We start from the raw sequence: 19,597 nt of genomic DNA, 5'->3' as shown, positions 1-19,597 counted from the left end.
ATTTTAATGATTAAAACGCGGCTCTTATACCCACGTTGAATGAACGTACCAGGGGATAAACGCCATAGTCGATACCAGGAGCCAGGTTGGGCGGCTGTGTAGTATTTGACGCTCCGCTGCTGAAGTTATAATCAACCTCAGGGTTATAGCCTTTATATTTAGTAATGGTGAAGGCGTTCACCACGCTGCCATAGATGCGCGCATTACTCAAACCTAATTTACCAATTGCCAATTTCGGCAAAGTGTATCCGAGGGTGATGTTATTACAACGCAAGAACGAACCATCTTGCAAGTAAAATGTAGATAAGCGCGTACTGTTACTTTGCGTACCTGCACGTGATGCGCGGAATACCGTGTTGTTGCCCGGGCTGGCTGCATTGCGATAGCGGTTCACTACATCGGCATACTGGTTGCCCGATCCCTCCATGTTGTACAGATAGTAATCCTGCCCGTCAAGCACGCTGTTACCTTGCGAGCCGTTGAAAGATGCACCCACATCAAACTTCTTGTAAGTAGCATTTAAAGCAAAACCATAGGTAAAATCAGGATATGGGTTACCGATAACGGTTTTATCAGCATCATTTACCTTACCATCGCCATTTGTATCTTCAAAGTAAAGGTCGCCAACGTGCACCGGGTTAGATTGTGCGGTAGATTGAGCAACTTTGGTAATGTTTTCAGGAGTAACAAAACCGGCTACCTTAAATCCGTAAAACATACCTACCGCTTGCCCTTGCTGGGTGATATTGGTTAGATAAGATCGCTCGGCCCCGTTAATGATAATGGTATTATTACCGCTCAGTTTAGTTACCTTATTACGGTTGATAGAAATATTGCCGCTTAAGTTTAATGTAAAATCTTTGGCGGCAATTGCGCGGCCATCCATCTGGAAGTCAAATCCCTTGTTCCTGATCTCTGAATTGCGCAAGTTGGTTAAAATAGTGGTACTGCCGGATATAGCCGATATAGGTTGGTTATAAAGCAAGTTATAAGAGTTACTTAAGTAATAATTGGCGATTATTGATAATCGGCCCTTAAACAACCCTACATCTAAACCCACATTGTATTGCGAGGTTGATTCCCAGCTTAACTTCTCATCGGTAATACCATTAGCGTAGGTAGCAGATGCAACCGCACTGTTGCTACCAAATACCACACCTGTTGGGCTGGCCAGTGTTTGCAGGTAACCGTAATTACCAATGTTGTAATTACCGCTTAAGCCCCAGCTTGCACGTACTTTTAAGGTTGACTGATCGCCTAATAGGTTATGGTAGAACGGCTCTTCAGAAACCGTCCAACCCGCGGCTACTGACGGGAAATAACCATATTTATTTTGCGGGCCAAAACGTGATGAGCCATCGGCACGGAACGAGCCAGTTAAGAAATATTTGCTTGCGTAATTATAACCTACACGGCCAAAGTACGATAATAACGTAAAGTTCGACTTACCAGTTGGGCCGCCGTTCAAGGTAAAAAAAGTGGCATCCGCACCCTTGCCTGTTATCTCAGGGATGTTATCGTTCTGGAAACCTTTGGCGCTAACACTTAATGCATCGCGCATGTTTTTTTGGATGGTATACCCGCCCAATGCATCTATTTTGTGTTTACCAAATTGCTTATTGTAATTAAGAGTAAACTCCGCCAGTTGGTCAACTATATTAGTTGTTTGGGCAGTTGCCGTTGCTGCTGCAATTGATTGCGGCGAGCCTGGAGGATTAGCACCGTTACTTAAACTGGTTGGTAAGTAATAATCGTATTTTTCGTTATAGGTGTTTGTACCCAGGTTGGCCTTAAAGGTTAAAGCATCAATGATCTTGTAGCTTACAGCTGCGTTGATGTTTGTGCGATAGCCTTTTCTGCTAATTTTAGTACGGGTAGCTAACGCAACCGGGTTTTCAATACTTTGGTAACCAAAAGCGGCAGATTCTGAAGCCGCCCTGTTAGTAGCCAATGAGCCATCAGAATTGTAGGCCGGGAAGAAAGGCATATAAATCAGCGCGCCTAATATTGGCCCGTGATCAAACCTACCCTCCTGTATCTCGCGGTTAAAGTTTGATGTGTAAGCCATATTAGCGCTCACGTGAAGCCTTTTATTGATGTCCGACTCTACATTTCCCCTAAAGTTATAACGTTCTTGGCCTGATGTTACGATGATACCCTTTTGATTTTGATAACCACCGCTCAGGTAATATTTCGTGCCGTTACTACCCCCCGAAAAAGACAGGGTATGTTTTTGAAAAAACGCATTTTGATAAAGCTCGTCCTGCCAGTCGGTATTTACCGTTTGGTGGATTAAGCTCTGTGTAGGGAAGTTATATAAGTAGGTCGGGATTTGTACACTGCCTGCATTACCTACGTTAGCTACGCGCGTAGCGTTAACATCAGAATACATGGCATCGTTCCAAACATGGCCCGTATTTTCCCAAAGATCATGATATGCGTTGTTCCGGCCATCAATTACCAACTGGGCAAAATCATCAGAATTTAAAAGTTTGACTTTATGTGCCAGTTGGTCGCTGCCCACCTGTACGTCATATTCAAACTTACCTGCGCCTTCTTTACCGCGTTTGGTAGTGATCAATACCACACCACCAGATGCCCTTGATCCATAAATAGCTGCTGATGCAGCATCTTTCAATATATCTACTGATTCAACATCGTCAGGATTGATGTAAACATCGTTATTAGCAGGGTAGCCATCAATAACGTATAACGGATCTGAACTGGCGTTGAATGAACCTACACCACGTACGCGGATCTTGGTGCTTTGGTAAGGTGCGCCACTTGTTTGTGATACCTGTACACCGGCAACCTTACCAACCAACGCCTGGCCAAGCGTTGGTGCGGCCAGGTTTAACTCAGAAGCTTTTACGCTTGAAATAGCCCCCGTAACATCGCTTTTGCGCATGGTTTGGTAACCAATGGCTACCACCTCGTTCAGCATATTGTACTGCGGCTTCATTTTTAAGTTGAGCGGGCCGTTACCAACCGTTAATTCCTGGCTTAAATAGCCTAAAAAGCTAAATACTAATACAGATCCTTTATCGGCATTAATAGTATACCGGCCATCTGCGTTTGTACTTGTAGCAGTAATTGTATTTTTAATTTTTACGGTGACACCCGGTAATGGCTGATTATTTTCATCAGTTACCACGCCTGTAACTGCGGCGAATGTTGCGGAATGGACCTTTGGCTTATTAGCCTGGGCCGAAAGAGACAGGATCAATAGTAAAGCAATGCTTATACTATTAAAAGCCTGCTTCAAAAGATTGGAGGTAATCTTTTTATTCATACTTTTAAAAATTATTTGTTGAGAAACTCGAAATGGTTGATTGACAGGATCACATAACCGGATAATTGTTAGCGCAGCATCCGGTTTTTGTGTTTTGGAGAGTTGAAGTGTTACATAGGCAATTCAAATAAATTTTAATAACCTTATTATCCCTTGTGAATCAATGCTAACTGATTTACAACAGGCCCAAAAGTATCACGCCCACCTTAATACAATGAGCCTAATAAATTAACTTTTTATTAAGAAAAAGGCGCTGGAGTTAAGCCCTTGTAAACAAAGTTTACCAAATGGTAGTGGTATAGTTAACGTTGTTTTTACGGGACGATGTAACCGCAATGCCTTTTTGATGATTAAGGAAGGTGAACCCCTCCAGCTCATCGGCCCGGCTATTAATGTCGGCTTGGGCCATAATATGCATACTGCCGCTATCGACAGATTTTGTTAAATCAACATAAGTAAACCGCCACTTGCGCCCCTCTACCTGGTTTTGGATCAGTACCAGGATACTTTTATCCGCCACCCAATGAAGGTTTTGCACCCACGGCGAACAGGTGAATTTTTTATAAAGCACACCCGGCTCTGAAGTTTTTTTACAATTGGCCAGCTTTTCAGGGTCATACAACCTCACCTCGTTGCCTTTATCACCATAATCTGCAGTGGCCACGTACCACTTGTTGTTATATTTTACATATTCCGGCCGGGTTCCTTGGATGCAGGCATCGTCCTCAATAGTGTTGAGCAAGTTCCCATCAAGGGTGCGGGTTTTTAATAAGCCATCCCAGTTAACCAGGTAAATCACTGCGCGCCACTTCGTCCCTTCTTTATTCAACCGGATAGAGTTGCCTATAAAAACCGGGCTGCGGCCATGATAAGCAATGCCTGTTGGATGCCCGATGACATCTTCGTTTTTCAACGTTAGTTTATATTCGTTGTTGGTATATACCAGGCTGTCATCTTGCAATTTAAACTCCCGGATCACCCCCACCTCGCGGTCGCCGTATAAAAAAATACGGTTACCCTGGCGTGATACACCCTGGCAAGCCCCTAATGAATCCACCATGGTTTCACGGTCGAGCTTAATATTAAATCCCTGCCACGTAAAGGCTGCCGACAACAAAACCGACGCAACTATCAGGAGAAAATAAATTTTTTTCATTTAGAGCATTAAGATTAGGGATCCATTGGTTCATCTGCGTCAATCTGGAGCGCGCTGATGAGCGGAAAAAATTCAAGTTCGGTTTCAGAAAGGCGCTTACCCAATTTGTAAGGCACATAATTTAATTCTTTAAGGCAGCGCTTATCCATATTCATGATAAAATCATTCTGGCTTTTATCGGTAACAATCAGCCCCGGTTTATTAAAGGGCATACCGTAGCGAAAGGCTAAACGTGCATCGTTGCGTAAATTAGTGGTAGTATGCCGCGCATGCGGTTCAATGATCACGGCGCTGGCCGGTAAACGCAGCTTGGCAATTAGGTACTTCCGCATTTCTACCGCTTCGTTAAACTTTGTTTTATACGGATGCACATTCCCGCCCGATACAACAATAAATGGTGCTTTGCCTGCAAAATACTGGCGGGCTGCGGCCTTGCAGCGCAACATTCCTTCGCCGCTTAAGGGTGTAGTCAAATTATCGGGCCCTGCACCCGGCACAAGGATGTGAGTGTAGGGGAAACTCCCCCATTTAGTACCAGCGATCTTATCGACAGCAGCTTTATTAACCGTGGTTGCCATTGGCTCAAAATTACCGGCATCAACGCGCTCGTTAATTTCCAGATAGGTTAATGCTGCGTTAAGGGCAGGTTCAAAAAACAGCGCATTATTATGAGTGTTTGCTGCAACCTCGGCCGAACAGTCATACATCAGGGTGTAATAAGCTTTCTTCCTTACGTCAAAACTAATCGAGTCGATTAGAGGATAGTTGGGCTTTTTACCTTCGGCATAGACACCGATTGCGAAATTCAGTGCAAAGGCGTCCTGCTGCCAGGCTTTAACCAACAGGGCCGACGGATCATCAGATCCAAAAAAATTATATGTTCCTGATGGTATTAAATTCGTTTTCACCAACCTGTCTAAAGCATTACCCGGCCTGTAGAGAGCAGCCAACCTATCGCTTACCAATTTAATTTCATCATCAGTAAATTTTAAGGCGGCAGGCAGGCAAAGGCCGTCCTTACAATCAACAAGGGAGCTTTTTAACGCCTGAAGTTTGTTCTTGCCGATACCCGACAATCCCTCATCTGCCGAAATTAGTTTTGCTGCCTGCTTATCTTGCTGCAATAACGCGAGCAGATAATAATTTTTGGCCTTTACCCAATTATCGCCTGCCTGTATTTTATACGTTGGCAGTGCGCCATTGAACTGGGCGTTAGCAATTGAACATTTAACTATAAATAGCAGGATCAGAAAACGTTTTAACATGAGGGCCAAATAAGACAATTGCTTATTACCCTACTATTAAATTTTGATTATTCAATAGTTAAAAGATTTATTTTATATCTGAAGATTAAAGCGTGATGATAATAGGAAAACATCATCAATGTTATTTATAAACTCTAAGCCATTTATTTCCCAATTTCAAAGTCTTCACCAATCTCCATCAAACAGCATTATAGCCTTCTTTCAAACTTTAACCCAAGCAATCTTCTTTAGGCACCGGCACTAGGCATACTTAACAAATAAGCGGTTATAGATTTCCATCTATAACCGCTTAAATAATTTAGTTTACGTCGAACCAGAGCTTTGTAGTGAGTGCACCTGCACCCTGGCTGGCAACTACGGCCTGGTAGTTTGCTCCGTTTATAGACTGCTCGGTAGCGGGGTAAATAAATCTTACCGGTATATTACAAGCTTCCCCGGTATATAATTCAATCAAACATATCCTTTCATTCATGGAATTTAAATTTCGCGTAGTAAAATGAATGTTAAAAACCTTTCCTGAACGATTCCCGCCACTGTGGTTTCTTTTGTATTTTATGATAAGATCAATACTAAATAGATCATCTTTAATTCGCGTGATCGCTAAAATCACTAATTATAAAAAACTTAAAAAAACAATTAAAAATGAAGTTCAGGTTCATAGCTCTTAGCTCAAATCAAAAAGACCTTAATAGTTTCATCTATGGCTCAAATATTTTGTCCATACTGCTCACTTTATAATCGGCAAAGAATTTCAAGAACGTCCTTTTTTTTAAAAGATTTAAGGCAAAACACAGCCGAAAGCCGTTAACAAAGTCATAAAATAAATTTTAAAGACCAAGTGCTACCAAACAGATATAACCGTTCAACAACATAAAAAGAAAGGACGGCATTGATTCCCAAAAACCATCCTTCATTTTCAAACGAACACCGAAGCCCAACAGCATCAATAATGACAACCCACCCGACGCTATGATCAATGCCAGATGCCAGGCAAACCCTATAAGCAAGCCTGAACCGCCAAGTAGTTGCAGGCAGCCTACAAGTTTTCTAAGTTGATTAAGCCCATAGCGCTCAAACTCCTCTTTCATGCCGGAGTTAGTAAAGAAAGTTACACCATAAAACAGAAAGGCAATAGCAGAAATTAAGATTAAAATATTTTGCAGCATCCAAATTAAATTAGCCCTGAATGAACACCGGCGATAAACAAAGACAGAATTAGCAACAACGCAGAAGGCACAAACTTTATGAACTGATTTTTCACCCTGATATGGGCAACCTGAGCGCAAAGCATTAAACCAGCCATTAGCAAAGCCGGAACGAGCGTCAAAGCCGGATACCATATACCGACTATCAAAAGTGTTGCCAGCGCTATTTTCGAAGCACCGACTATGTTTCTAAGCAGGTCTGAGATACCGTATTGTTTAAATTCCGAGACAATGTTATCATATCGAAATATCCATACATAAGCAACTGATAGAGCAACAATGAGCTGGGCAGAAATAGAAAGTGTTTGCATGTCAATAGTTGTTAAGGTTTGGTTATAACGGAGTTTCTGTTTTAGGGTGTTGTTGTTTCTTTTGCGCAGCAAATAATCCCCAGGCAAAACCAACATATAGTACGGTAACGATAAGCGTAAGAATAATTAGGTCTAAATTTTCCATATCAATTGTTCTTTTTAAGGTTAAAATAGATTAGCAATCCTACCATAGTTGGTGGCCAAAGCCCGATAAAAATAGCACGGTCATGGTCTTTTAAAATAATGTAGTAGTACTCTGAAATGAAGATGATGATGACGACCATAGTCAGAATCGCAAATTCGATCTTTGAAAATTTATTCATTGGATTTAATAATTAGTTACAATTGAAAATAAGTGGCATGAGCCACAAACAGTGAGTAAACAAAATGGAAAGCCGGCATCAAATGCTGGGGATTTAAAGAGGTATCGGCAAGAAAACAGACACTTGCCAGGTTCATAAACCACTGGTAAGGCAAAGAGAAATCAGGACTTAATAATGCCTGTTAGGAATGCCAGCTGGCGTTGTAGAACAGTATCGGGAACGTTTATAATTGCTTAGTAAGTTAGAGATAAGTTTCTGTTTATTGAATTATATTATATTTAAAATATTGACCTATTGGTTACTTATTCATTGTCTCGAATCTGCGTTGTCTGCTGCAGTTAAACCAAACGCAAGCTGGTACGCTTATTATGATAATGTGAGTTCTTCTGCTATTTTTTTAAGATCTTCTTTTTTGATAATGGTTTTCTTCTCGTAGTGCTCCAAATGAAAATTTTCCAACTTTTGCAATAGGTATTGTAAAGTAAATTTTTCTGCGAGGGTCAATCTGCCGGTGATGATCTTGCCCACATAACTTGTATGCTCAAAAACCTGGAATAATAGTTTCCTGCCTTCATCGGTAATGGCAATATGTTTACTCCTTTTATCTTTGTTATCGTCCCATTGTATTACCAAACCTGCTGCAACCAAACGCCTGATCACTTCCGTACCCGATGTTTTTTCCTGTAAATTATGGCTTATCAATTCACTTTTTGACAAATGAGTGTGCGTAAGCAATGTTGCCAGGGCAGTAAAATCTTCTGCTGTTTGTAAAGGGGTGCCTTCAAGTGCCTTTTTAATATATGACTTTGCGTAGCGGCTCATGAAAACAAATAAGCGGCCAATATTATTATCCAACTGGTAGGCTAAATCAAGTGCTGCACGGTCATTGTTGCCGAAACGCTTATCAGTACTACGGTTATTACCGATGGGCTCACCAACTTTATTCAGCAAAAAACCTGTAAAATCCTGAACAGACGCTTCCCGTCCCTGGTTTTCTTCTTCCAGTTCGGCTACAAGGTTTATTAATTGATGAATTAGTTGGTATGATTTCATGTTGTTGCAAATTATAAGTATCAGCTAATGGTTTAAATTTAGTTTTTTTTAACGAGTTCGGGGTTTTGTGTCTTGAATGTGGCATAAGCCGTCCGGTAGTTTTGCTTTGGATCACCCTGTGGTTTAAAGCCCTTTAACAAATTCAACGTTTTGATCAATGTAAGCTTATAAGCCGGCAATTCGGGGGCGTCAATCGCCAGCATATCGGCCATTTCCTTTCCAAGCAAGTAACGCATTAAGCCCAGTATATCGTTGGCAGTTGCCTTGCTTTTATTAACTGACAAAATGTGGTTTGTTAGGGATTTGGTCAATTCCTGCCCATGGTTGGAAACAGAAAATTGCCTTTGCTTAATAATCGTATCCAGTTGCTGCGCCATTTTAGGATTTTCCGGTATCAAAGCATCATCCAATCCTGATAAATAGCCTACAACAGCCCAGATATGCATAAACGCGGCCTGGTCTTCCTGGCTCACGCTGTAACCCAGCATCCTTAATCCACGAATAACTATCAATGAAAATGAAAGGTTAGTGCCTGCCATATCTTCCTGATTAATAGGCAAGCCCCAGCTATCATCCCACTTGCCGCTTTGCAGCGTATAATAACGTACTGCAGCGTGCATGATCCGTACTTTTAATATCTCTTCAAAAGCATTGCCCTCCTTACCGAAAGCATCCGGACCCATCACTTCCCAAACAAAAATAGCGGTATCATATAGCCTTTTGGTGGTTTGCTTGCGGATCAGTTCAGACAAGTATAAAACCATGGCCCCGTTAGCTGCATTATAGCAATACGGCAATGATAACAAGCCAAGCAAACTCATAATGATTTCTGAATGCCGGGCGTAAAATATAGCTCCGCCTTTCATTAACCTTGGCTGCGCCCAGGCCGGTAGTTCTGTAGCTTTATTGATAAACGCGAAGCCAGGAAAAGCATCCTGCAATGACTTTAAATGTGCTGAACCCGACATACCACCCATCCATTGCTGCAATTGCTGCTTTGTTTCGGGGTTGCTAAAAATATGATTAATAAATTCGTCCACCTGTTGATCGCCCGACAGACGCTTTTGGTCTAAAAATTCATTGGTATATACATTTTGATTGATCATTTGCGCATGGTGTTTATAATCGCTTCAGCGGCCAGCCTGCCGCTTTTCATAGCTGCATTAATCGAGCCATTCATTAAATAATCTCCACAGGTAAAGCACTGCGCGTTTAACCGAAGGGCTTTATAGTCAGACTCATTGGTTACCTGGTCGTCGTTTGGAAGCGCGTAATCAATGTGATAAGTTTTTAAATGCTGCCAGCTGGAAGCATCGGGATACCAGAATTTCAGTTCGCTAACTACATTTTCCTGTAACTCCTTTTGGTTCGCTTTGGAATGATCACCAATTAGTGATAGCGAAATTAAGGTGTGGCCAGGTTTAGCATAAGCGGGCGAAATGCGATCCATCACCGCTACGTTATTTACGAGTTTTCCAGATAAAGTATTTAAAGCGATCAGAGGCATTTCAAAGGGCCTTTTCTTAGCTGTGAAATACATATTACTTACAGAGTGGTATTTAATTACCGAATTGCCGGATCGAACGGGCGAACGTAAAGGATCGGTGGCTATCAAGACAAAGGTGGCTTGATAGTTATTTCCATCTTCAGTTGTTACGGTGCCACCATTAACTGCTGTGACTTTTTGGTGAAACAGCAGTTCCTGCGGAGAAAGGCACTCCGCCAGTTGCTTTGGGATCATGTCCATTCCTTTGGCAGGGATAGCGGCATCTCCTTCACTAAACATTTTAAAAACAAACTCGAACATCCGGCTTGAGGTACTTAGCCGGTCTTCAAGAAATATCCCTGTCATAAAGGGCCGGAAGAACTGGTTCATAATCGTACCGCTAAAACCTTCTCTTTTGAGATATTCGGTAGTGGTGATCTCGGGTTCGGAAAATATCTCTTCAATATTCTTACCAGCTAATTTTAGCTTCAACCTGAGCATCCGCAATTTATCAGTAAATGTCGCGGCTTTAGATAATAAAGTGCTCACCAACGAACTGGGTTGCCTGATGGGGTCGCCCATATTGGTTATCCCATCCCTGGTCAGAATCAATGCGCCGGGATCAAATTTGCAAAGTTCAAGTGCATCATAATCTAAAAGGTTTTTGGCTTCGGGATAAGCCGTTAAGAAAACCTGGAAACCCCGGTCGAGCAGGTAGCCATCCACCTCATCTGTCCGCACCCTGCCACCTACCCCATCCGAAGCCTCCAACATCAAAACGGATATCCCTGCCGTTTTTAAAAGTTTAGCAGCTGTTAAACCAGCTATACCTGCACCTATAACTATTACTTCTGCATCTTTTTTCATGCTTTAGGCCTGATGATTAGCATGATCGCCCTGCAAATGCGGCTCAATCCCCGGCTTGGCATAAGACAGTTGCCCAACAGGCTGCGGAAGATAGTAAGTGTCTAAACCTGCAACCGTCATGGTTTTGGCTTTGGCGTGATCAAGCGTTCCATCTTCAGCAATCAGGTTATCTTCCGTCAAAATATGGATGATCTCGCCGATTACAATCGTGGTTCCATTTATTTCCATATCAATCACCTCACGAAGTTCAAGGCCGATCCGAATATTAGACTCCTTTACAAAAGGTGGTTTAAACTCCCTTATATAGTGCTTATGAAAACCGCATGCATCAAATTCAGAAACACTAGAAGGGTAACTGGCACTGGTTTGATGCGCCTGCATATACCATTCGGGCAACACATTATTCAAAGTGTATTGCCCGGTTTCTTTAATATTGGTAAGCGTATCGTTATGCTCACGCTCGGGGCGTATAACCATTCCGATAAGCGGCGGGTTTGCACCTAAATGAAACGCTGAACTAATGATACATAGGTTAGTAATGCCATCATTACTTATTGTACCCAAAAGATTTAATGACCGGTAACCGATTAAACTATTGATCAGGCTTATCCGGTATTGTTTTTCCAGTTGATAAATCTCTTCACTTTTTATGTTAACCATTTTAGCTTGTCTTTAATTTACCTAAACCACCATCAACCCCAATCACCTGTCCGGTCATCCAGCCGCTTTCTGCCGATAATAAGAATGCGATCAGCTGACTAATATCCGCTGGCTTTCCGATCGTTCCTAATGGATGTCGTTTGGCAGAGGCTTCCCTTTTCTCGGGTGTGCTCAGCAGGTTTTGAGCAAGTGGTGTATCTGTCAATGAGGGTGCCACTACATTTACCCGGATTTGTTGCGCAGCCAATTCGGCTGCCAGGGAAAGCGCCATACCCTCTACCGCACCTTTTGCTGCCGCTACACTGGCGTGATAAGGCATCCCGGTTCTCACAGCTACTGTACTGATCAAAACGATAGAAGCCCCTGCAGCATTTTTTACAGGCTTAATAGCTTGTTGGATAACGCGCGCTGCACCTAAAACATTTAGCTGAAAATCATTCATAAAATCTTCGGCGGTTAAACGGGTAAATGGTTTGAGGTTGATGCTGCCTACCGAATAAACCAGCCCGTGCAATTGTTGCGGCAGGAACATTTCGACCGCATCCAGACTTCCGGTCACATCAGCTTTTAAAAAATGTACATTTTCCGGCCATTCATCAGATGCCGATCTTGAAACTACATAGATGTTTGCGTTTTGCTGATGAAGCAGTTTGACCAATGATAAGCCAATGCCCGAACTACCGCCCACCACCAGTATATTTTTGTCCTTAAAATCCATTATCCGATATACTTTAAAAATTCGTTTTTGGTTTCTGTATTTAAAAAATGGCCGCTGTATTCGGCAGTTAATGTTGTACTGCCTGCATCCCTGATGCCACGGCTGGATACACAATGATGGTGGGCATCGATAATAACAGCCACATCATCTGTGCCCAAAGCCTCCTTTAGCATATTTGCAATCTGCATCGTCAATCTTTCCTGCACCTGTGGCCGTTGCGAACAATATTGAACGATCCTGTTTAATTTTGACAAGCCGATCACCTGCCCATTGCTGATATAGGCAACATGGGCTTTACCTACGATAGGTACAAAATGATGCTCACAGTTGCTAAACACAGCGATATTCCGCTCCACGAGCATTTGGTTATAGTTAAACGTATTTTTAAATAATGTAGGTTTAGGCTTATTTGCCGGGTTTAGCCCGCTAAATATTTCTTTGACATACATTTTGGCTACCCTTTTTGGTGTGTCTTTCAAACTGTCATCTTCCAGGTCCATTCCCAAAGTTTCCATGATCGCTGCAAAATGTTTGGCGATGATTTCCATCTTCGCTTCGTCATCCATTTCAAATGCGTCGGGCCGGAGTGGCGTGTCAAAAGCCGAATTATAATGATCCTGCTCCAGATCGGTTACAACCTGCTCTAACGTTAAGTCATTTACTGTTTCGTTCTTTATCATTAAATTGTATTAGTATAAATTAAAGTACTTTTCTTTTAGTCGCCTTAAGGTATTATTTACGCCGAGGATAGACCCTCGCGACGATGGCTATGTTCATGAATAAAGCCTTTTAAATAATTTGATAATAAGTTTCCAATACTTGTTCCAAACATATTTTGAACCAGGGCGTGTATAGATCAGGTTGCTCGATCAATTCAAACATTAACTGGTCTGTATCTATATACTTGAAATTGGCCACTTCAGTGGAATTGGGCAGCGGTAGTTCATCACTTATACCCATAAAAACATGGTCAAATTCATTTTCGATCAAGCCGTTCTCAAATTGATGATGGTAACTGAATTGAAACAATTCAGTCAACTTGCATGCCATCCCCATTTCTTCCTGCAAACGGCGATTGGCCGCGTCAAAGGTGACCTCCCCTAATTTAGGATGACTGCAACAGGTGTTTGTCCAAAGCCCACCAGAATGGTATTTATCCAAAGCTCTTTGCTGAAGCAGTAATTGGCCTTTGCTGTTAAATATAAAAACGGAAAAGGCCCGGTGCAGCATTCCTGAACGGTGGGCTGCCATTTTATCCATAGTTCCAATGAATTCGCCACCTGCGTTAACTATAATTACACCCTCTTTCAAATTTTAAGTTGTTTAATTTATCATGTTTAATATCTACTAAACCGGATAAATAGTTAAAAATCATTTTCAGCAATTCAGGATCATTAATAATCTTGTATTGTCAGCAAAAACTCACTGGCGTTATATAATTGTTGATTTATAGAACATTCAATTTATACCTGACCAAGGAATCGAACATCAGATAGAATTTATGGCCATTTGATACCCTTATCCTCTCCGACATCACTTTTTCTGCAGGCACTTTAGCAATCTTTCGGAATAGCTGCTTATAATAAACGTAAGCCAGGTAAACACCTTTTCGGCAGGAACGAGGCAACTGCCTTATTCCATGTAAAGCCTCGTCCAGTTCTTTTAAAATATCATTTTCTATATCCCTCTTATTATCATCGGAAAATGCGGAAAGATTAACGTCTGGAAAATAAGTTCGGTTCAATTCCTGGTAGTCTGCATTCACGTCACGCAGGAAGTTTACTTTTTGAAAAGCTGATCCTAATTTCATGGCCGGCATCTTCAGCCTTTCAAATTCCTCCTCGTTACCCTTGGTAAAAACATGCAGGCACATCAGTCCAACAACCTGTGCCGAACCCATAATGTATTCTTCATACTTTTCATGTGTATAATCCTGTTCACCCAAATCCATCTCCATGCTGTTAAGGAATTGAACAATCAGTTGATGTTTAATCCCAAACTGGTTTACCACTTGCTGAAATGAATTGATTACCGGGTTTATACTGATCCCTCGTTCTATAGCGGTAAAGGTGTCTGCTTTCAGTTCTGCCAGCATGAGTGACTTCGGGTAATCGTGAAAACTATCTACGATCTCGTCGGCCAACCTTACAAAACCGTAGATAGCATGGATGGGGCCGCGGATTTCTTTTTTTAAAAAGAGTATCCCCAAGGAAAAACTGGTACTGTATAACCTTGTTGTTTCCCTGCTGCATGTAGCAGATAAGGTATCAAATCTTTCTTTCATTTATGATTGAGGTATTGAATAAGCAATTGTACGGAAATAATAGATGGCGAAATTAAGTGCCTGAGCATTGTAACCCCGAGAAGCAGGAACCAACAACGGCAACGAACAATCGTACAACGAGAAATATGGAGTTTGACCGGGATATGGCATCAACATTAACAAATTTGAAATTAACACGTTTAAATATCAAATCAAATATAATGCAATACTGTATTATATTTTTAATAATAGTGCAATATTGCAGTATATGGAAAGGTTATAAATTATTTGTTTGATAAACATTTTGCCATAACCTTTGATTGACATCAATGTCTGAGTGTATTAAATTGATGTTGGCAGATTAAAAAGAAGTTAGACTTTACGTCGAGCATGCTATCTACAAGTATTCTGCTTTCATGAAACTGCAATATTTCTGCTACAAAATAAAGCCCAATGCGATACCGCATTTATTTTTACTTTCAAGTACTATTTTAATCCTCCCTAATCGCTGTTGAGCTATTGTTCTGCAGCTTAATCCAAAAAACTCAAGAAAATCTTAGATGCACTACTGATTTTGTACTCTAATTTGTTTTACCTAAATTTATGTGCCGATTATAAAACTACCCATTGAAGAAAATTTGTGCAATGTGCATGCTCGCTGTACTCCTGTTTAATATGGGTGGGCACTTGTTATTGCTTCAATATATGATCAACAAGGCTGACAATTTTGCAAACGAGCAAATCAGTAAGGGATATTATAAAACCGAAGATTTGGTTGAGATAAAAATTCCGGTACGTATGCCCTATGTGCACGAGCAGCGTTTTTACGAGAATGTTTCAGGACAGATACAGCTAAAGGGCAATTGTTATAACTACGTGGCATTGAAAATGACCCGCGACACCATGTACGTAAAGTGTGTTCCCAATTACAACAAAACCAAACTGATCAATGATAACGTTATAACTGCTAAAGAAGTAAGTGACGGCCCGTTGTCGAAAAAAACGCACACCCCACCTGTCAAGAAAAACGGTATTGATAACGAGTACAATTACACAATTACCTTATTTGACCTTGCCGCACCCGCCGGGATTTTGCATACATCTTATATAGACAAAGCGTCCCGGTTATCTGATATCCACCTCTCCGCACTGGGCCAACCGCCGGAACTCTTAGTGTAACACTTTCTTACAAATTTACAAAAATACAATTCGTGTGGCTTAAGTCTGCGAGATTGGCTGTATGCTGATTTCCGCGCTCGGTTACTTACGAATTGCTTTTGTAGTAGTCGCTCATCGCAACCTATCGATGAACATATCAACTTATTGTATAGCACTCCCGTCACTTTTTGCGGCAGTACTCGCAAGGTTTTGTAATGCCTTATGAGTATAATTTGCAGCAAAATACGTATGGAGTGTGTATAATTTTTTTACCTATTAAGCTAACTGATCATGAAACTAAAAATTATACTTCTTGCGCTTGCAGTATTCGTAGCGCTTGGGTTTACTTTGGTTATAACCAAGCAGCCGTCATCTCATGATGACATGATTGCGATATTGAAAGCCATAAACAAAAAAAACAACAACATATTAAATCCCTTTAATCCCGGGCCGAAAATAGCCTACCTCGATTCGTTTATCAGAGCCAACCCATCTGCAGAAAGCAGAGACTTTCTTTCTACCCAGGGCGCGCTGCTGCTGGAAGCTGGTAAAGAAACACAAGCTGTAAAGCTATATGACAAAGTCATTAATGAAATGGACTTTATGACTACCGATAAAGTATTTGACAATGCAGCTATTGCCTACATGCGATTAGGCGAAAGAAATAACTGTATGCTGAATCATAACGGTTCGTCATGTATTTTTCCGATAAAAGACAACGGCGTACATATCAATAAAACAGGCTCTAAAAGAGCTATAGAATTGTACAAGATCTTGCTACAGATTAACCCGGACGACCTGGAATCGAGATGGCTGATCAATGTAGCCTATATGACGACGGGCGAGTACCCTCAGAATGTCCCGAAAAACATATTATTGCCCGGGCTTAACAGCACCAACGTTACAGATGTAAAACCCTTTAAAGATTTAGCTAAAAGTTTAGGCATCAACGTTAACGGGCGCGCAGGCGGCGTTGTTGTTGATGACTTTAACAACGATGGTTATCTGGATATTGTAACATCGGCCTGGGACCTGAGCGACCCTATGCACTACTTTGAAAATAATGGTGACGGCACATTTAGTGATGTAACCGGGCGGGCTAATTTATCGGGCATAACAGGTGGGCTCAACATTCAGCAAACAGATTATAATAATGACGGCAATATCGACCTGTTTGTGCTGCGCGGTGCCTGGCTTGAAAAAGGTTATGGCGACCAGCCCAGTTCACTGCTACGTAACAACTGCGATGGTACATTTACTGACGTTACTAAACCCAGTGGTCTTTTGTTTTTCCATCCAACGCAAACAGCCACCTGGGCCGATTTTAATAATGACGGCTGGCTTGACGTTTTTATCGGTACAGAAAGCTCGAAAAATAATTTCGATTCGCCGCCCTCGTACAGCATGTTATATATAAATAACCATGATGGCACTTTTACCGATATAGCGAAAACCGCACATTGCGATATAAGCGCGTTTATAAAAGGTGTTACCTCTGCCGATTATGACAATGATGGCTGGATGGATATTTTCTTATCTACCATGAACGGAAAAAAATACCTTCTTAAAAACAAAGGCAAAGCAGGAAAAAATATCGACTTTGAAGATGTATCTGAAATAGCGGGCTTATCTAAAAACACAGAGCGTACCTTTACAACCTGGTTTTATGATTACAACAACGATGGCTGGCAAGACATCATTGTTGCTGACTATAAATTTGAGCATCCGCTTTCTTATTATGCCGCTGCGGAGGCCTTAGGAAAACCCGTACCAAACGCAGGTAATGTATTTTTATACAGGAATGATCATAATGGTAAATTTACCGATGTAACTAATGCAGCCGGGCTAAATAAGGTTGTTTATAGTATGGGGGCCAATTTTGGTGATATAGACAATGATGGATACCTTGATATGTACTTTGGAACGGGTAACCCCGATTTCAGATCATTGATACCCAATAAGTTCTTTAAAAATATTGGCGGCAAAAAGTTTGAGGATATTACAATAGCATCGCGTATGGGAAACCTTCAAAAAGGACACGGTGTTGCTTTTGCCGACTTTAGGAACAATGGAAAACAAGATGTATTTGCCCAAACAGGTGGTGCATACATTGGCGATTCATACACCAGTTCATTATACCTGAATCCCAACAACAATAACAATAATTGGATAAGCTTAAAGCTGAATGGAGTAAAAGCTAATAAGGTTGCGATTGGCAGCCATATAAAACTAACATTCACCGAAAACGGAATCAAAAGATCTGTTTACAAAGATGTGAACTCGGGCGGGAGTTTTGGGTCATCGCCTTTAAAACAGGAGATAGGCATTGGTAAAGCAACAGTTATTGATGAACTTGAAATAAGCTGGGCCGGAAGCGGTACGATACAGCGTTTTAACAACGTATCACCCAACCAATTCCTGGAAATAACAGAAGGCTATAATACCTACCGCATTAAAAAATTGGCAAAATTGATCTTCGTTGATAAAAAAGATCCGCTCTGCATGCCTATCGCTGCAAATCTTAAAAACGAATAATAAAAACCCAACAGGTTTTATCTATTGAACTTTTAGGGCCTGTGATAAAAGAACGCCTACAAATATTTGATAGGCGTTCTTTTTAGTTAAAATTTTCAAAAACCCAAACATTAATAATCAGGCAACACAAAATCGTCTTTTGTTTTGCTGCGGGTTTTCCTTTAAAAATCTTTGATATGCCATTAATAAAATCGCTTGCAATTGCACCTGCTAAAGTATTCAATATATTAACCCCCCATTTTGATTTTGGATGCACTATCCAGGGCGCGCCAGGCGGCAGGCTTTGTACCGATTTAACAAAGGGTCTTAATTTCTTTTCAAACGAGCCAAACGCCTTTGAATAATCTTCGGTTTGAGATAACTCGCCTGCTAGTACGTATGCTCCAATTATAGCAAGTGAGGTGCCCATCCCGCTGATGGGTGTGGGGCAATAAGCTGCGTCGCCAATCATTGCAAACCTACCTTTTGACCATCGTGGCGCTTTAACTTGGCTAACGCCGTCAAAGTAAAAATCGTCGCTATCGGCAATGGCTTTACTTAATCGTGGTGCTTCCCAGCCTGCACCGGTCAATTTTGCGATCAAAAACTTCTTTTGCTCTTCACGCGGAAACTCTTGGTAATTATTATCAGGCGATAAAAAACTGAACGAGGCCCTTGTACTGCCATCCTTATCCGGGCGTAGCAGTATTACCCTTGATCTCTGTGCATTATACCATTTTGCCCAATTCGTATCTGTGTGCGTTTTGGAAATGGTGAGGTATACGTTATAAATGCCTATATATTTTAACTCCGCTTCATTGCCGAACATCAGTTCCCTTGTTTTTGAACGGACACCGTCGGCAGCTATAACCAAATCAAAATCAGCCTGTTCACCATCGCTGTAAGTAACTTTCACCCTCATGTCATTATCATCAAGGGCGGTAATATATTTACCAAACAAATACTTAACATTGTTCTTAGTATGATCGTACAGGATGTTAACCAGGTCGCCCCTGATAATCTCCATCTCACCGGTAAACCTATCCGCACCGTTGGCTGGAAAAGAGGCCCTGATCCGGTTTTTGTCGTCAATGAACTGAATGCCCAACTCACCGGTATTTGCGGCCAGTATTTCTTTTGCTATACCCATTCGTTCGAACACTTTAAACGCAGCATCTCGCACATCAATGTTTTGGCCGCCTGATATTTGTGATGGTGAACGCTCCACTAACGTTTCATCAGAGCTATATTTGTTGAGCCAGAAAGCCAACGTTGAACCTGCTATGCTGTCGCCGGCTATCAATACTCTTTTCGAATTCATTTTTT

Annotated in this window: 18 protein-coding genes; 2 read left to right on the top strand and 16 right to left on the bottom strand. The window is 41.4% G+C overall.

Annotation, left to right across the window (positions count from 1 at the left end; all coding sequences use genetic code 11):
- Nucleotides 1-10: 10 nt before the first annotated feature.
- The 15 genes from IDJ76_RS00700 to IDJ76_RS00635 form a co-directional block, all read right to left on the bottom strand.
- Nucleotides 11-3,292 carry a SusC/RagA family TonB-linked outer membrane protein gene (locus IDJ76_RS00700; RefSeq protein ID WP_191159688.1) on the bottom strand — a complete coding sequence of 1,094 codons (3,282 nt, stop codon included), beginning with the start codon at nt 3,290-3,292 and terminating at the stop codon, nt 11-13.
- Between the two features lie 280 nt (nt 3,293-3,572).
- Nucleotides 3,573-4,448, bottom strand: coding sequence for a hypothetical protein (locus IDJ76_RS00695; RefSeq protein WP_191159685.1), 876 nt, complete (start codon nt 4,446-4,448; stop codon nt 3,573-3,575).
- A gap of 14 nt (nt 4,449-4,462) precedes the next feature.
- Nucleotides 4,463-5,713 carry a YdcF family protein gene (locus tag IDJ76_RS00690; protein ID WP_191159683.1) on the bottom strand — a complete coding sequence of 417 codons (1,251 nt, stop codon included), beginning with the start codon at nt 5,711-5,713 and terminating at the stop codon, nt 4,463-4,465.
- Nucleotides 5,714-6,011: 298 nt separating this feature from the next.
- Nucleotides 6,012-6,185 (bottom strand): hypothetical protein, encoded by a 174-nt coding sequence (locus IDJ76_RS00685; protein WP_191161236.1) that lies wholly within the window; start codon nt 6,183-6,185, stop codon nt 6,012-6,014.
- 355 nt (nt 6,186-6,540) lie between these two features.
- Nucleotides 6,541-6,879, bottom strand: a complete 339-nt coding sequence (locus IDJ76_RS00680) for a DoxX family protein (protein ID WP_191159681.1) — start codon at nt 6,877-6,879, stop codon at nt 6,541-6,543.
- A gap of 5 nt (nt 6,880-6,884) precedes the next feature.
- Nucleotides 6,885-7,229, bottom strand: a complete 345-nt coding sequence (locus IDJ76_RS00675) for a DoxX family protein (RefSeq protein ID WP_191159679.1) — start codon at nt 7,227-7,229, stop codon at nt 6,885-6,887.
- A gap of 22 nt (nt 7,230-7,251) precedes the next feature.
- On the bottom strand, nt 7,252-7,374 hold the full coding sequence (locus tag IDJ76_RS20935; protein ID WP_262892201.1) for a hypothetical protein: 123 nt from the start codon (nt 7,372-7,374) through the stop codon (nt 7,252-7,254).
- A 544-nt stretch (nt 7,375-7,918) separates the two neighbouring features.
- Nucleotides 7,919-8,605, bottom strand: a complete 687-nt coding sequence (locus IDJ76_RS00670) for a MarR family winged helix-turn-helix transcriptional regulator (RefSeq protein ID WP_191159677.1) — start codon at nt 8,603-8,605, stop codon at nt 7,919-7,921.
- A 38-nt stretch (nt 8,606-8,643) separates the two neighbouring features.
- The gene (locus IDJ76_RS00665; protein WP_191159675.1) at nt 8,644-9,711 is read right to left on the bottom strand and encodes an oxygenase MpaB family protein; all 1,068 of its coding nucleotides are present in this window, start codon (nt 9,709-9,711) and stop codon (nt 8,644-8,646) included.
- The gene (locus tag IDJ76_RS00660; RefSeq protein WP_191159673.1) at nt 9,708-10,958 is read right to left on the bottom strand and encodes an NAD(P)/FAD-dependent oxidoreductase; all 1,251 of its coding nucleotides are present in this window, start codon (nt 10,956-10,958) and stop codon (nt 9,708-9,710) included. The genes IDJ76_RS00665 and IDJ76_RS00660 overlap by 4 nt, the downstream gene beginning before the upstream one ends.
- Nucleotides 10,959-10,961: 3 nt before the next feature.
- A complete protein-coding gene (locus IDJ76_RS00655) occupies nt 10,962-11,618 on the bottom strand; it encodes a flavin reductase family protein (protein ID WP_191159671.1) in 657 nt (218 codons plus the stop codon).
- Between the two features lies 1 nt (nt 11,619).
- On the bottom strand, nt 11,620-12,336 hold the full coding sequence (locus tag IDJ76_RS00650; protein ID WP_191159669.1) for an SDR family NAD(P)-dependent oxidoreductase: 717 nt from the start codon (nt 12,334-12,336) through the stop codon (nt 11,620-11,622).
- Nucleotides 12,336-13,016 carry a GTP cyclohydrolase I FolE gene (folE, locus tag IDJ76_RS00645; protein WP_191159666.1) on the bottom strand — a complete coding sequence of 227 codons (681 nt, stop codon included), beginning with the start codon at nt 13,014-13,016 and terminating at the stop codon, nt 12,336-12,338. Before folE ends, IDJ76_RS00650 begins: the two co-directional genes overlap by 1 nt.
- 109 nt (nt 13,017-13,125) lie before the next feature.
- Complete coding sequence (idi, locus tag IDJ76_RS00640; protein ID WP_191159665.1) at nt 13,126-13,647, bottom strand: isopentenyl-diphosphate Delta-isomerase; 522 nt, start codon at nt 13,645-13,647, stop codon at nt 13,126-13,128.
- Between the two features lie 136 nt (nt 13,648-13,783).
- Nucleotides 13,784-14,620, bottom strand: coding sequence for a phytoene/squalene synthase family protein (locus IDJ76_RS00635; protein ID WP_191159663.1), 837 nt, complete (start codon nt 14,618-14,620; stop codon nt 13,784-13,786).
- Nucleotides 14,621-15,250: 630 nt separating this feature from the next.
- Between IDJ76_RS00635 and IDJ76_RS00630 the strand changes: the two genes are divergently transcribed.
- Both IDJ76_RS00630 and IDJ76_RS00625 read left to right on the top strand, forming a co-directional pair.
- Nucleotides 15,251-15,778, top strand: coding sequence for a hypothetical protein (locus tag IDJ76_RS00630; RefSeq protein ID WP_191159662.1), 528 nt, complete (start codon nt 15,251-15,253; stop codon nt 15,776-15,778).
- Nucleotides 15,779-16,048: 270 nt separating this feature from the next.
- Nucleotides 16,049-18,292, top strand: a complete 2,244-nt coding sequence (locus IDJ76_RS00625; RefSeq protein ID WP_191159660.1) for a CRTAC1 family protein — start codon at nt 16,049-16,051, stop codon at nt 18,290-18,292.
- An 82-nt stretch (nt 18,293-18,374) separates the two neighbouring features.
- Here IDJ76_RS00625 and IDJ76_RS00620 read toward each other — a convergent pair whose 3' ends face one another.
- Nucleotides 18,375-19,592, bottom strand: coding sequence for an FAD-dependent monooxygenase (locus IDJ76_RS00620; RefSeq protein WP_191159658.1), 1,218 nt, complete (start codon nt 19,590-19,592; stop codon nt 18,375-18,377).
- Between the last annotated feature and the right edge of the window lie 5 nt (nt 19,593-19,597).

Source organism: Mucilaginibacter glaciei, assembly GCF_014773245.1.
Lineage (GTDB): Bacteria > Bacteroidota > Bacteroidia > Sphingobacteriales > Sphingobacteriaceae > Mucilaginibacter > Mucilaginibacter glaciei.
The sequence above is the reverse complement of the archived record's forward strand: the minus strand, read 5'-3'. Positions and strand labels throughout refer to the sequence as shown.